This window comes from Mycolicibacterium aurum, assembly GCF_900637195.1.
Classification (GTDB): Bacteria; Actinomycetota; Actinomycetes; order Mycobacteriales; family Mycobacteriaceae; genus Mycobacterium; species Mycobacterium aurum.
The window spans coordinates 3,274,494-3,287,586 of record NZ_LR134356.1 but is presented as its reverse complement, the minus strand read 5'-3'; the positions used below and the strand labels follow the sequence as shown (position 1 = coordinate 3,287,586).

At 68.2% G+C, this 13,093-nt stretch carries 14 protein-coding genes; 4 read left to right on the top strand and 10 right to left on the bottom strand.

The window, feature by feature from the left end:
• Positions 1–12: 12 nt before the first annotated feature.
• Complete coding sequence (locus EL337_RS15400; RefSeq protein WP_048631156.1) at positions 13–678, bottom strand: GNAT family N-acetyltransferase; 666 nt, start codon at positions 676–678, stop codon at positions 13–15.
• A 293-nt stretch (positions 679–971) separates the two neighbouring features.
• On the opposite strand from EL337_RS15400, the gene EL337_RS15395 reads away from it, so the two are divergent.
• Positions 972–1,466 (top strand): hypothetical protein, encoded by a 495-nt coding sequence (locus EL337_RS15395; protein ID WP_048631285.1) that lies wholly within the window; start codon positions 972–974, stop codon positions 1,464–1,466.
• 175 nt (positions 1,467–1,641) lie between these two features.
• Here the strand turns inward: EL337_RS15395 and EL337_RS15390 are convergent, their stop codons facing one another.
• From EL337_RS15390 to EL337_RS15365, 6 genes are all read right to left on the bottom strand, one after another.
• Complete coding sequence (locus tag EL337_RS15390) at positions 1,642–2,475, bottom strand: L,D-transpeptidase (RefSeq protein ID WP_048631155.1); 834 nt, start codon at positions 2,473–2,475, stop codon at positions 1,642–1,644.
• A gap of 160 nt (positions 2,476–2,635) precedes the next feature.
• Positions 2,636–3,502 carry a glycosyltransferase family 2 protein gene (locus tag EL337_RS15385; protein WP_048631154.1) on the bottom strand — a complete coding sequence of 289 codons (867 nt, stop codon included), beginning with the start codon at positions 3,500–3,502 and terminating at the stop codon, positions 2,636–2,638.
• Positions 3,499–4,509, bottom strand: coding sequence for a glycosyltransferase (locus EL337_RS15380; protein ID WP_048631153.1), 1,011 nt, complete (start codon positions 4,507–4,509; stop codon positions 3,499–3,501). Before EL337_RS15380 ends, EL337_RS15385 begins: the two co-directional genes overlap by 4 nt.
• Entirely contained in the window at positions 4,397–5,599 is a 1,203-nt protein-coding gene (locus EL337_RS15375; RefSeq protein ID WP_197724111.1) for a glycosyltransferase, read from the bottom strand. Before EL337_RS15375 ends, EL337_RS15380 begins: the two co-directional genes overlap by 113 nt.
• A complete protein-coding gene (locus EL337_RS15370) occupies positions 5,596–6,663 on the bottom strand; it encodes a glycosyltransferase family protein (protein ID WP_048631152.1) in 1,068 nt (355 codons plus the stop codon). Before EL337_RS15370 ends, EL337_RS15375 begins: the two co-directional genes overlap by 4 nt.
• Positions 6,664–6,851: 188 nt before the next feature.
• The gene (locus EL337_RS15365) at positions 6,852–7,211 is read right to left on the bottom strand and encodes an ArsR/SmtB family transcription factor (RefSeq protein ID WP_048631151.1); all 360 of its coding nucleotides are present in this window, start codon (positions 7,209–7,211) and stop codon (positions 6,852–6,854) included.
• 88 nt (positions 7,212–7,299) lie between these two features.
• Between EL337_RS15365 and EL337_RS15360 the strand changes: the two genes are divergently transcribed.
• On the top strand, positions 7,300–8,634 hold the full coding sequence (locus EL337_RS15360) for an NAD(P)-binding domain-containing protein (RefSeq protein ID WP_048631150.1): 1,335 nt from the start codon (positions 7,300–7,302) through the stop codon (positions 8,632–8,634).
• Positions 8,631–9,842, top strand: a complete 1,212-nt coding sequence (locus EL337_RS15355) for an MFS transporter (protein ID WP_048631149.1) — start codon at positions 8,631–8,633, stop codon at positions 9,840–9,842. Before EL337_RS15360 ends, EL337_RS15355 begins: the two co-directional genes overlap by 4 nt.
• Here EL337_RS15355 and EL337_RS15350 read toward each other — a convergent pair whose 3' ends face one another.
• Complete coding sequence (locus tag EL337_RS15350; RefSeq protein WP_048631148.1) at positions 9,843–10,313, bottom strand: Rrf2 family transcriptional regulator; 471 nt, start codon at positions 10,311–10,313, stop codon at positions 9,843–9,845.
• A 119-nt stretch (positions 10,314–10,432) separates the two neighbouring features.
• On the opposite strand from EL337_RS15350, the gene EL337_RS15345 reads away from it, so the two are divergent.
• Positions 10,433–11,239 (top strand): MBL fold metallo-hydrolase, encoded by an 807-nt coding sequence (locus tag EL337_RS15345; RefSeq protein ID WP_048631147.1) that lies wholly within the window; start codon positions 10,433–10,435, stop codon positions 11,237–11,239.
• On the opposite strand, the gene EL337_RS15340 is transcribed toward EL337_RS15345, so the two are convergent.
• Positions 11,227–12,114 (bottom strand): DMT family transporter, encoded by an 888-nt coding sequence (locus EL337_RS15340; protein WP_048631146.1) that lies wholly within the window; start codon positions 12,112–12,114, stop codon positions 11,227–11,229. The two genes, EL337_RS15345 and EL337_RS15340, sit on opposite strands and share 13 nt — an antisense overlap.
• Positions 12,104–12,931, bottom strand: coding sequence for an SDR family oxidoreductase (locus tag EL337_RS15335; RefSeq protein WP_048631145.1), 828 nt, complete (start codon positions 12,929–12,931; stop codon positions 12,104–12,106). Before EL337_RS15335 ends, EL337_RS15340 begins: the two co-directional genes overlap by 11 nt.
• Positions 12,932–13,093 lie beyond the last annotated feature (162 nt).

Sequence of the window (13,093 nt, the reverse complement as noted above, 5' to 3'; positions counted from 1 at the left end):
GGCCGGCCCGCGCTACGCCGGCTCGGTGCCTGGTGCCCTCACAACCATGGGCACGGCGGGAAAGAACGTCGCCATCTCCGAGCGCGACCGGCGAAGGGCCGCCGTCCCGTAGCCCTTCTTCCGATGGTCGGGGTGTATCCAGATCCGGACGTTCACCTCACCGCGTTCGAGTTCACCGAACACCATGCCGACTTTCGCGTCCTCCACCACGGCGACGAACCAGGCGGCATCTTCCTGGTCGATGCGACCCTGCGCAGAGCGAATCTCCTCGTCGATCGGTCGAGCGGGCTGCCCGGACCCGTCGCCGGCGGCACCGACCTCGTCCAAGCGGGCGGCGAAGATGTCCCGGTCCTGCTCGGGGTCGAACGGCTGCAGGGCCACGCTGTCATCCGACGTCGCCGGTCGTTCCTTCAGCGTGAATGTCAGTTGACTGTTCAGATTGTCCAGTTCAGCCGCGATCTTGCGACGCGAGTCCTTGGTCAGCTGATCGAAGGCGATGCTCATGACCGCCTCGGCGCCGCGCGCCGATGTGCTGAGCAACGTGGCGATGGCCGCCACCGCGGCGCCCCGATCCTCGGCTTCCACGATCACATCGAGCACCTCATGGCGACGATCGAGTGCGGACACCAGAGCATCGGCGATCTCACGACGGGCTGCGGTCTGGTCCTGGTCGGGCATGAGGTCATCCTAGTGGCGACCTACGCGGCAGCATAGAGCGTCCAGACCGCTGAAATGAGAACGTATGAGTATCGAAAACGTCTCTTCTTCAACGCAATTGCTGCCTCCGGAGTGTCAAGGTACGCCGAACGTCACCTTTCGGATACAGCCCGGTGCAGAGTATTCCGCTGACACTGCGAGGGCCGATAAATTGACGACGTCGTCCTGATGGACGGCGTTGTCGTCGTTTCACAGACATTCCGCTGCGCTACTCGCAACGGAAGTCTGCGCGTGAATGAATGGAGTGGTGGCAGGTGGCGATCTTTGATCGGCTCAGCATCAGAGTGGCGGCGGTCGGTGCCGGGCTGTGCGGAGTTGCCTTGGGGTTGAGCCCCGGTGTAGCGCAAGCCGGCGGGTCCGAGTGCCTGCAGAACTCTTCCGGCGAGGTGATGGGGGCGCCCGCGTGCGCGCCCATCTCCGAGATGGCCGGCATCCCGATGGCCCTACCCGGGCCGTTGGCGCCGCCCCCGGTGGTTCCGCCGTTGGCGCCGCCGCCCATTCCGCCGGTGGTCCCGCCTCTGGCGCCGCCGCCCATTCCTCCGGTGGTCCCGCCGTTGGCACCACCGCCGGTTCCGCCGGTGATCCCGCCTGCGGCACCGCTGGTTCCGCTGGCCGGCGCGGCCGATGGCCTTCCGCTGAGCACCATGGGAGGTCTGGCCGGAAAGGGTGATCTGACAGGTCCGCCCCCGAGCGGAGCGCCGATGCCCGGACAGCCGATCATGCCCGGCCCGGGAGCTTCCGGCAGCTGAGATCGCACACCGGCGGCCCGTTCCCCGCCTGGGGGCGGGCCGCCGGTGCTTTCGCGACCACGAGTCTTCACGCGCGTCGAAGCCCTGACTCCGACTTCGGGTCAGGGCTTGAGCTCACAGTGTATGTGCTGCAACCGCACACGGAGAGCCGACGACTACACGGCCCCGCCGGCGACTAACCGGATACGGTGCGCGGAACTTCGATTCCGTTCTCCTGCACGATGATCGGGTCGCCCACATTGACTGTGTTGAAGTACCACTCGGCATCTTCGGTGCTGAGTCCGATGCAGCCGTGGCTGCCGTTCTCATAACCCATTTGGTTGACAGCCCACGGTGCAGAGTGCACGAAGAGGCCGCGCTGGGTGAACCTGACGGCGTATTCCACGTCCAGCAGGTAGCCGTCGTCAGCATCGATCGGGATGCCGACGCTGCTCGAATCCATCACCACGTCGCGTTCCTTGCCCAGAACGGAGTAGATGCCTACGGGCGTCGGGTATTCCGGACGGCCCATGGACGCCGGGAAAACCCCGTTCTGGCCCCAGTTTGGCCGGTGGTGCGGCGCCGGGAGCGCGGAGGGGGGTTGGCCGTCGATGGTCACGGTGAAGGTGTGGTCGGTGAGGTTCGCGACGCCGATGACGGCCGCCCCGACATCGAAGTTCCGCTCGGGCAGATTGCCTGCCATGAGCTTAACTGTGCTGTGGGCAGGCCAGAACTGGTCCGGAACCCACTGTGCCACATTGCTTTCCACCCAATCGAACGAGCCGCTCATGGGTGGCTGGGACTTGATGCGCAGGGACTGTTCGGCGGCGCGGCGGTTGGCCACGGGGCCGTCGAAGGTGACCACCACGGGGTGCGCCACGCCCACCACTGCACCGTCGGCGGGAAGCAGCGATGCGATACCGGGAAGCGCGGACCAGCTCGCTGCTTTGCCCGTGCCGATCGGTGCGGCAACCGCACTGGCAGCCACTATGCCCACGACAAGGGCACCCCGAACAGCGGCCACGCGCATAAGACTTCGTACCCTTCGAATGTGCAGCATCGTCAGAACTTGACGCTTGAGCTTCAACGATAGTGGCCGAAACTTGTTGCCTGCGTTCGATTCAATCAAGTATCCGTCACACTTCGGCAACGGCGCGCGGCTATGCGGGCGTGTTCTGCGCTCAGGTCGGTCATTCCGGATTTGGCCGTGGCCGAAAGGAATCCGATCCGGACGCCGCGAGATGCGGGCGGCCGTACGCGTCGCGGGAGATCAGGCCACGCTTCTGGAACTGGTCCAGCCAGCCGCCCATCGGCCACCACCCCCACCGGGCATGAAAGACCGTGGCGTTGCGGACGATGTCGGCGACGTGCTCCACCGGAGGGTTGGATACCGGATGGTGCTGATGGAAGGCGTGTGCGCCGCCGATCCAGCGCAGCGGAATGCCGAGAGCGGCGGCCCGCTGGCCGAAGTCGGTGTCCTCGGCGCCGTACCCGCGGTACCCGGACCAGAAGCCGCCGATGCGTCGCCACGTCGATGCGGTCACGGCGAACGACAGGGACCAAAACAGCGTGTAGTCGGTGCCGGCAACGATCTGGCCGTCGGGCGGCGCGGGCCGCGCCGGGTGTGGATCGCGGTGGTGGTCGAGGTCGGCGATGTCGTACCCGCCCGGGCCGGACGGCGGCAGGTAGGTGACCGGTCCGCAGAGGACACCGTCGCGATACTCGGGCTCGGTAGCGACGTCGTGGTAGCGACCGATGAGAGCGGCACCCGGTATGCAGTCCACGTCCAGAAACACCAGCACCTCGGCCCCCTGCTCCAGTGCGGTGCGGGCGCCGACGTTTCGGGCCTGCGCGATCGGAAGATGTTCGCCGGAGGCAGGAAGGGCCACCACGCTGGCGCGGGCGCCGCAGTCGGCGACGGTGCCGTGCACGGTCGGGTCGTCGACAGCGATGACGACGTGGTGATCGGGCACCCGCAGACTCCTCTTCAGCCCGAGGAGTTGGTTCCGCAGGTGGCCGGCACGGCCGTGCACGATGGTGACCACGGCGGTCCTCATCCGGAACCGTCCGCTGCACAATGGCGGGCGACGTCGGCGATCGCCTGTGCGGCGCGGGCCGCTGCACCCGCTGTCTGCCAGCGACTCCACTGACCGACGTCGAGTCGCCGGGCCGCCGCGATGAGTTCAGGCCACGCCCCGGGATCGGGCCAGTCGTCGAGGACGATGGCCAGGCCCGCCCGCGCCAGGTTCTGGGCGGTGACGGTCTGCTCATCGAACGGTCGGGCCTGCGCGATGATGATGGCCGGCTTCTGTGCGGCCGCAATGTCGGCGATGCTGTTCTGTCCGGCGTGAGCGATGATCACATCGGCCGCGCAGATCGTCGGCCACGGATCGTCGACCCATGGGCCGCCCGCGACTCCCAATGTGCGCCATAGGTATTCAGGATGCTGCTGCTGGCAGGCTGCGATCATGTCCAGCCGCAACGCCGAGCCGCCGGCGCCGTTCAGGACCAGCACCGTCGGCGTCTCGGCCCGTGGACCGGGCTCGTGTGTGCGCCCATCGAATCGGCTGATCCCGCCGACATAGGACGTCTTGTGTGCATACGGGCTCAACCACGACGGTTGATTGAGCGCCGCCGGCCACGGGGCGACGATGTGGTCGGCGAGCTGGTAGACCATCTGGTGCGGGGAGTCGACCCGGTGACCGGGCATCGCGACGACGATCACGGGAACGCCGAGCAGCCGCAGCAGGGTGGCGACTTCGACCGACACGTCGACGACCGCCGCGGCGGGGGAGTTCTCGGCGACCCACTGGGCGAGGCGTGCCATCCGCTCCCGAAGTCCGGCGTCGTGGTGGGGAGCCCAGTGCAGCACTCCGTTGGCGGCCGGGTGCCGGGCTGACCCGGCGGCGTCGTCGCGCGGGAGCACAAGGACGGAGTCGAAGGGCTCCGCCTCAGCCGGCTTCAGCGATGTAAGCGCGGTGACCGGTGCGTCCAGGTGTCGGCAGATGCTCTGCGCCCGGCTGCGATGCCCGGTGCCGTGGTGATGGATGTAGTAGCCGATCATCGGTGTCGGTCCGTCCTGCGTCGTCGATCATGGCGCGGTAGATGTCGAGATAGTCGGTCACCATCGAGGCCGCCGAGCACCGGCGCGTCGCCTGCGTGTGCACGTCCGTGCGGGAGAGTGCGATCGCCCCAGGGATGGCCGCAGCCATGGACTCAACGTCGCCGGTGGGCACGAGCCGCCCGCCGCCAGGGTCGACGATCTCGGGGATTCCGCCGCGGTCGAACGCCACGACGGGGGTACCGCACATCATGGCTTCGGCGACCACCAGCCCGTACGGCTCGTCCCACTGGGGTGTCACCAGCGCCGCGGCTGACGTCCCGACCAGGCGGGCAAGGTCGCGGTGCGCGAGGTGCCCGGCGTACCGGACGTCGCGTCCCAGGTGAGGCCGTACATGGTGGACGTAGTAGTCGGGGTCGGAGATCGGACCGGCGATGACCAGCCGTCGACGGGCTCGATGGGCGGCGGCGATGGCCAGATGCGGCGCCTTCTCCGGGGTGATCCGGCCGAACCACACCAGGTCGCTTCCGCCGGGGCCCAGGGGCCAGCGCTGGGCGTCGACGCCGTTGTGGACAACCGTCACGTCCGACAGGAGGTGCCGCCAGGACTGTGCGGTGAACGCGCTGACGGCGGCGAAGCGCGCCCCGTGGCCGCCGGTGACCCTCAGCGCTGACTCCAGCCACGGGGTGGGCGGGGTGTGCAACGTGCACAGCATCGGTGTCGTCATCGTGGGCGCCATCGCCACCGGCAGGTGGTGCAGGCTGTGGTTGTGGATGACGTCGAACATCTGGCCTCCGGAGCCTGCCAGCTGCAGCATCAGGGTCAGGTAGGCATGGTGATCGGACATGAATTCCACACTGGGCATTGACGAGTCGGCCAACGCCGCGGCGCTGAGTTCGAGGGCGTGCACCTCAAGGGCCGCGCAATCGATGCCGGGGTCGGAGTCTGCTGCGGCGAAGAGGGACACCCGGTGCCCGGCCTCTGCGAGAGCACGGGCGAGATGCCACACATGGGCTTCGAGCCCGCCGGCAAAGGGCTGGCGGATGGGGAAGCGGTTGGACGCGATCAACGCAATGCGCATCGGCGTGGTCACGACGACATCGCCCGGTGGTAGATGTCACTGTGACGCTGGGCCAGCAGGACCCGCTCGGTCTTGCGCTCATGCCAGTCGGCGCGCGGCGGCGGGGTTCCCTCGGACCAGCGCGCATACTCGGTCTGGACGGCTGCTTCGAGTGACGCGGAGTCGAAGGCGTCCTCGCTGAAGCCGTACACCCCGCAGGGACGTTGCTGGTCGTAGAAGCCGCAGCTCGGAGCGATCACCGCGGTGCCGAGATCGAAGCACGCCTCCAACCAGCCGGAGTGCGTGCCGAACCGGTAAGGCAGCACGGACACGTTGATCGCCGAGAGGTACTCCCACAGTTGATCTTCGGAGAAATAGGGGTGGACGCGCACGTCGACGTGCTCGAAGCGGCCGAAGGCCATCAGAGCGGCGCCGGCCGCCGGCGCGTACCAGTGGTTGTTCGGGTCGAAGATCTCGTCGTGGACGTTGATCTGCAGGATGGAGTCCGGCAACGCGGCCAGGGCCGACGCCAAGGTGTCCAGCACCGGAAGGGGATCCATGTTGGATCGCAGGCTCTTGACGTGCACCGCGACCACGAATCGGTCCGACCGAACCCGGGGGGCCTCGATTCGGGCACGGTCCACCACATGCGGATGAGGCGAGACCGTCGGGTGCCTTTGCCACCGCCTCTCGACCTCGGCGGCCGCTCCCGGCGTCAGCGTGATGAGCTCGTCGGCGGCCGGCACCAGAATGTCCTGCAATTCGGTGTGGGCGGCGGGGTCACGCTGGTGCGGGTTCCGCAGGTCGTGCACCGTGTAGACCAACGGCTTGTCGTGTTCACGGAGCGCGTTCACGACGCCGGTGAGAACCTCCGGGCCGATGGCGTCGAAGCCGAAGTGGACGTGGAAGACCTCGAACTCATGGTGGTGATGCTCGACCCAGGACGGGTCCAGCATCAGCGGCGGCCACCAGCCGCCGGGGACCTTGCGACCGTCTGAGGGAACCGGATCCTGCAGGCGCAGCACACCGTCGTCACCCGTCGGGTGTGACAGATGACGCACGTACACGTGCGACCCGGGCACCGATGCGACACGCATACCACGCACTCCTAGATCTGACGGCGCGCGCAGGGGTGGCCGGCACGAACGTGGCCGACATAGCCCCGCTCGCGCTGAACGGCAATTCATCTCGCGCCGAAACGGTCTGGGGCGAGAACACATGCCTAGATACCCGGGCGCGCTCGGCTCAATCCGGGCGCGGCGATAAATTTCGGCCCGGCGCCGTACTAGATGCGGGTGGAGACCGCGGCGGCAAGGCGGTCGAGTGCCGCGTTGTCGATGCGGTAGTAGGCCCACTTTCCACGCTGCTCCCGGCTGACCAGACCGGCGTCCGCGAGAAGCTTCATGTGATGCGACACCGTGGGTTGACTGAGGCCGAGCGGGCCGGTCAGATCGCAGATGCAGGCCTCGTCGCCGGCGGAGGCCGCGATGAGGGACAGCAGCTTGACCCGGGCTGGATCGGCGAGCGCCTTGAACATGCCGGCGAGGTGTTGGGCGGTGGCGGTATCGATGACACCGCCGGTGAGCGGTGAGCAGCAGACGCCGCCCGGATCGCCGGTCGAGACGGGCGGGGCGGCGGGACGCATGACAGGATTATGGCAGACGCATTGACAAACGTCGATGGATCGATCACTGTCGACACATCGATAGTTGTCGATTCGAGGAGATGGGGACATGGCTGAGTTGCCTGTCGTGGTGATCGGCGCCGGGCCGCAGGGCCTCGCGGCTGCGGCGCACCTGCTGGAGCGTGGGCTGGAACCGGTGATCCTGGAGGCCGGAGCGGCGCCGGGCGCGACGGTGACTCAGTGGGGACACGTCCGCACGTTCTCGCCCTGGCCCGAACTCATCGATGCCGCAGCAGCACGCCTCCTCGAGCCCACCGGCTGGAGCGCACCGCAGAGCGGTTATCCCACCGGAAGCGAGTGGGTAGCCGCCTATCTGGTGCCGCTGGCGGCCGCGCTCGGTCAGCGCGTGCGATACAACACCCGGGTGCAGGGCGTATCCCGGCGCGGCCGCGACCGGCTGGTGAGCCCCGGCCGGGCCGAGCAGCCGTTCGTCGTGCACGTCACCGACGAGGCCGGCGGGGAATCCCGGGTGGAGGCTCGGGCCGTCATCGACGCGTCCGGGACGTGGACGTCGCCGAATCCGGCGGGCGCCGACGGGCTTCCCGCGATCGGGGAACGGGTCGCGGCCGCCCGCGGCGCGGTGTCCTACCTTCCGCCAGATCAGTCGGAGGCGGCAGCGCTGGCCGGCAAGCACGTGGTGGTGGTCGGCAGCGGACATTCGGCGATGACCGCAGTGATCGAGTTGAGCGCGATCGTTCGTGCCCATCCCTCGACAACCGTCACGTGGGTGCTGCGCAGGGGAGTGGTCGGAGAGACCTTCGGCGGCGGGCTGGCTGACGAGCTCCCGCAACGCGGCGCGCTCGGGGTGCGCTCCCGCGAAGCCGTCACTGCCGGCGACGTGACACTGGTGACCGGATTCCGCACGGAGCGTATCGATCTGGACGAGGGACGCGCCATCGTCGTGGCCGAGGACGGCCGTGCCCTGCCGCCCGCAGCTCGGGTCCTGGCGCTGACGGGCTTCCGGCCCGATCTGTCCTTCCTGTCGGAGATGCGCATCGAGCTGGACCCGATCCTGCAGGCGCCCGTCCACCTCGCACCGTCGATTGATCCCAATCTGCACTCCTGCGGCAGCGTGGCGCCCCACGGCGCGGCCGAGCTGGCACACGCCGAACCTGACCTCTACATCGTCGGGATGAAGTCGTACGGGCGGGCACCGACCTTCCTGGCGATGACCGGCTACGAGCAGGTGCGCAGTGTGGCGGCGGAGCTGGCCGGCGACCACGACGCGGCTCGCCGGGTCGAGCTGGTGCTGCCCGACACCGGCGTCTGTAGCGGCGCCGGCCTGTTCGACAGCCCCGAGGATGCAGGTAGCGGCGGCTGCTGCGGGACGCCGGTCGCATCCCCGCTGCCGGCGTCCTTGTCGCTCAACCCGATTGGCGGATGACCCCCGGCGGAGTAGGCCAAGCAAGCGCAGCCCCCGGTGTCGGGCTGCGCTGGGTGCTGGCGACTCTGTGCCTCACCGAGATCACCAGCTGGGGGGTGCTGTACTACGCGTTCACCGTCCTGTCGGCCCGGATCAGCGCCGACACCGGGTGGTCCGCGCCCGCGGTGACCGCGGCGTTCTCGGCGGGTTTGGTGACCTCGGCCGTGATGGGCATCGTGGTGGGCCGGTGGCTCGATCGATACGGGCCGAGGTGGATCATGACGACCGGATCGGTGCTGGGCGCACTGGCTGTTCTCGCGGTGACCGCGGCACCGAACTACCCCATGTTCGTCGCGGCCTGGGTGGTCGCCGGCCTGGCGATGAGCGCGGTGTTCTACGCGCCCGCGTTCGCGGCGCTCACCCGGTTCTTCGGTAGCGATGCGGTCAGGGCGCTGACGGTGCTGACGCTGGCCGCGGGGTTCGCCAGCACCGTCTTCGCCCCGCTCACCGCGGTGCTGTCCGACCATATGAGTTGGCGCGCAACATATGTGGTTCTCGCCCTGGGGTTGGCCGTGGTGACCGTCCCGGCACATTTCTTCGGTCTTCGACGGCCCTGGCCGCCGGTGGCGCGGCACCATCACGTCGAGGCCCCGACTCGCACCGCTCGGAGCAGACCCTTCATCGCGCTCACCGCGGCGTTCGCCCTCGCGTCACTTGCCTCCTACGCGGTCATCGTCAACCTGGTCCCGCTGATGACTCAGCGTGGGATCGGCACCGGGGCCGCAGCGGTCGCGCTGGGGCTGGGAGGCGCCGGCCAGGTCCTCGGCCGGCTGGGATACCAAACCCTGGTGCGGCGGGTGCGCGTGGTGCCGCGCACGGTCATCATCATGGGGTGCGTCGCTGCCACCACGGCTCTGCTCGGGCTCTTCGCGTCCTATGCGGCGCTGGCGCTCATCGCGATCGCCGCGGGTATGGTCCGCGGCATCATGACACTGCTGCAGGCCACTGCTGTAACCGAGCGCTGGGGCGCAACACATTACGGTCATCTCAGTGGCATCCTCTCCGCGCCGGTGATGATCGCGACCGCCCTGGGCCCGTTCATCGGCGCGGCGCTGGCCAGCCTGCTCCACGGGTACTCCGCGATGTTCGTCGTCCTGGGGCTTATCGCTGCGGCCGCGGCCGGGATGGCGGCGGCCACGTCGCCGCGGAGCGCCGACTCCGGCCGATGATCAACGGCGGCTGAGCGGCTTGTCGTCGTTCAGCGGCGACGGCTCACCCAGGAACTCACCCGACCGCAGCACATCGGCGACGCTGGTGCGGCTGAGCTGCATCTCGACTGCGCTCGCCACTTCGCGGTCGATCGCCACAAGAGCACGCTGAACTCCGGTTCCTGTGCGGCACAGAGGGTTGGGGCCGTGCAGGCCCAGCACCGGATCGTCGCCCTGCACGAGCCGCCAGACCTCGGCGAGCGTGATCGACCGCGCCGCGCGCGTCAGTTCCCAGCCTCCATGCGCGCCGGGTCGGGAGGCCAGAATGCCCGACTCGCGCAGCGGAGTGAGGACGCGTCGTACGTAGACCGGACTGGCATTGACGCTGGACGCCAGTTCGTCGGAGCTCACCGGGCCCGTCACATCCGCACCCGCGAGATAGGTGAGGACATGGATCGCCACCGCGAACTGAGTGTTGGTCGGCGTTGCCACCCCACGAGCTTGCCATATCGCAATCGGCGTGGCTACAGTTGATTTCAGAATCGCAATCACCGTGATTGCGAAATGGTGGGAGTACTTCGCATGACACCGACCGACGCGGGCACACCGGCATGAGGATTCGACGTCTCGGCTGGGCGGGCGTGGAACTCAGCGCACAGGGGTCGTCCTTGGTGGTGGACTTCATCCGGGATTTTCCTCTCCTGACCGCGACGCAACCGCAGGGTGCGTTCGTCGAGCCGGTGCAGCCTGCGGCGGTAGCGCTGGTCACTCATCTGCACCAGGACCACACCGACGTAGCCGCGATCCAGTCGGTCGTCGGCGAGACCGGCACGGTACTGCGGCCCGCCCCCTTCGTCGCCACAGCTGAGGAAGCGCCGTTCACCGAGAGCGCCGAGGCCGAGCTCGCGGCGAGTTCGTTGGACGTGCGAGTCGTTTCCGAATGGCAGCGTCACGAGTTTCCGCCGTTCACCGTCACTGCGGTCCCCGCGGTCGACGGCCTCGGTGACCCTCAGGTCAACTGGGTCGTCGAGGCGGACGGACAGCGGGTCTTCCACGGCGGGGACACCGTCTTCCACGGTTACTGGTGGCTGATCGCCCGGCGGGCCGGACCGATCGACCTCGCCGTGCTGCCGATCAACGGCGCGGTGGTCGACACGGCGCACCTGCAACCGTCGAGTCCGCTGCCGGCCGTGCTGACCCCTGAGCAGGCCGCCCAGGCCGGCGCGCTACTGAACACACAAGTGCTTGTGCCCATGCACTTCGGCGTGCATCAGCCACCGGAGTACGTCGAGGAGCGCGATGCGGTCAACAGGTTCGCAGCCAGTGCCGGCCGCTTGGGGATGGATGTGCTGACCTTGGCGCCGGGGGAGAGTGCCGACGTCACGCGCGGCGCCACCGATGTCGGTCAGGCGCGCTGAGGCACCGGCGATCGTGCCCGCATGGCGATGAGCCCACCGCCGATGACCAACGCCATTCCGGCGTAGGTCCATGGCGACGGCGCGTGGTCCCAGAACACCCAGTCGATGACCGCGGTGAAGACGATGACCGAGTAGATGAACGGGCCCAGTTTCTCCGCCGACGCGTAGCGGTAGGCGACCACGATGAGGATCTGCGAGAACAACTGCGCGAAGCCGAGGCAGATGAGCCACGGCCAGGCAGATCGGGGTATCGGTTCCCAGTCGACGACGGCGATCGGCACCGACATCAGGGTCGACAGCAGAAAGTAGTAGAAGAGAATTCGGGAGACGGGTTCGGTGGCGCCCAGCCAGCGGACCGACATCATCGCGACGGCCAGAAGCACAGCGCCGGCGAGCGCGGACACTTCGCCGGCGCTGAACCCCTTCCCCTGAGGTTGCAGCACCAGGATCACCCCGACGAAACCCACGCCCGCTCCGGCCCACGTGGCCGCCGCGACCCGTTGCCTGGTCACGCCCCAGGCGATCAACGGCATCCACAACGGCGCGCTGTAGGTCAAGAGCGTGGCATTGGCCAGCGGTATCTGCGTGATGGCGAAGAACAAGGCCCACCAGCATGCGGTCCCGGCGGCAGCGCGCAGAAGATGGAGCCCGAGCCTGCTGGTCCGTAGCGACCGCCACCCGCCACGCACTGTCACCGGAGCGACGAACAGCAGGCAGACCGCGTTCTGGAACAGCAGGAGGACACCGGTCGAGGTGTACTGTCCCGACACCTTCGCCAACGTGCCGACGAGTGCCACGCAGAAGAACGCGGCGGTGGTGAGAAGTGCTCCGACGGTGAGGTTCTCGGTGCGGTAACCGAGCTTTCTATCGGACAACGCCGGTACCGGTGGTGGGTTCCAGCCGCGGCGTCGAACGCTTCATGACTCCGTTGAGCAGACGCGGAGACAGGATGTCCAGCGCACGCAGCGGCAGCATCTTGCGCGGGGCTATGCGTACGGGCCGGGTGCGCGCGGCGAGCACCATCCAGTCGGCGGCCTCGTCTGCGCTGAGGGCAGCGAGCCCGTCATAGGCCCGGGTGGGTGCGATCATCGGGGTGGCCACCAGGGGGTAATAGATGGTGGTCGACTGGACACCGGATTCGGCGAGCTCGTTGTCGATGACCCGACTCACGGCGCTCAGCGCCGCCTTCGACGCGTTGTAGATCCCGAAGTACGGCGACGACTCGGGCATCACCCGCCAACTCGAGATGTTGATGATGTGCCCGTCGCCACGCTCGACCATGCCGGGGGCCAGTCCCCGGATGAGCCGGAGAGGCGCGTAGTAGTTGAGCGCGATGGTGCGTTCCACGTCATGCCAGCGGTCCAACGAATCCAGCAGCGGCCTGCGGATGGACCGGGCCGCGTTGTTGATGAGTACGTCCACCGCCCCCACGGAGCGCACCAGGTCGTCGACGGCGTCCAGGTCCGACAGGTTCGCGGGCATGACGATCGCCTGGCCGCCGCGTGCGGCGATCCGGTCGGCCACCTCGCGGAGAAGGTTCTCGCGCCGGGCCACCAGAATGACGGTTGCGCCGTGGCCGGCCAGCTTCTCGGCGGCGACCTCACCGATACCCGACGACGCGCCGGTCAGCAGGATCCGCTTACCGCGCAGTTCGATCGGCGACCGCGACACCGGGCGCGGCAACGGCCGCATACCCGCAAGCCGCAGCGCTCTTCTCACGCTCTCGCGTGAAACCGTACTCGCGAGAGTCGCTCTCGCCCTGTCACCACCGAGTCGAAGGTCGGCCATGGTCAGCTTCTTCCCTCGCTGGTTCGCGAAGCATATTGTGCGCGCCGCGGGTTTGGTAGGACATCA

Coding starts and splice junctions, on each gene's coding strand:
- EL337_RS15360 (WP_048631150.1), top strand. CDS start 7,300: ATGGCTGAGTTGCCTGTCGTGGTGATCGGCGCCGGGCCGCAGGGCCTC.
- EL337_RS15380 (WP_048631153.1), bottom strand. CDS start 4,509: ATGATCGGCTACTACATCCATCACCACGGCACCGGGCATCGCAGCCGG.
- EL337_RS15400 (WP_048631156.1), bottom strand. CDS start 678: ATGCCCGACCAGGACCAGACCGCAGCCCGTCGTGAGATCGCCGATGCT.
- EL337_RS15370 (WP_048631152.1), bottom strand. CDS start 6,663: ATGCGTGTCGCATCGGTGCCCGGGTCGCACGTGTACGTGCGTCATCTG.
- EL337_RS15345 (WP_048631147.1), top strand. CDS start 10,433: ATGAGGATTCGACGTCTCGGCTGGGCGGGCGTGGAACTCAGCGCACAG.
- EL337_RS15390 (WP_048631155.1), bottom strand. CDS start 2,475: ATGCGCGTGGCCGCTGTTCGGGGTGCCCTTGTCGTGGGCATAGTGGCT.
- EL337_RS15365 (WP_048631151.1), bottom strand. CDS start 7,211: ATGCGTCCCGCCGCCCCGCCCGTCTCGACCGGCGATCCGGGCGGCGTC.
- EL337_RS15355 (WP_048631149.1), top strand. CDS start 8,631: ATGACCCCCGGCGGAGTAGGCCAAGCAAGCGCAGCCCCCGGTGTCGGG.
- EL337_RS15335 (WP_048631145.1), bottom strand. CDS start 12,931: ATGCGGCCGTTGCCGCGCCCGGTGTCGCGGTCGCCGATCGAACTGCGC.
- EL337_RS15385 (WP_048631154.1), bottom strand. CDS start 3,502: ATGAGGACCGCCGTGGTCACCATCGTGCACGGCCGTGCCGGCCACCTG.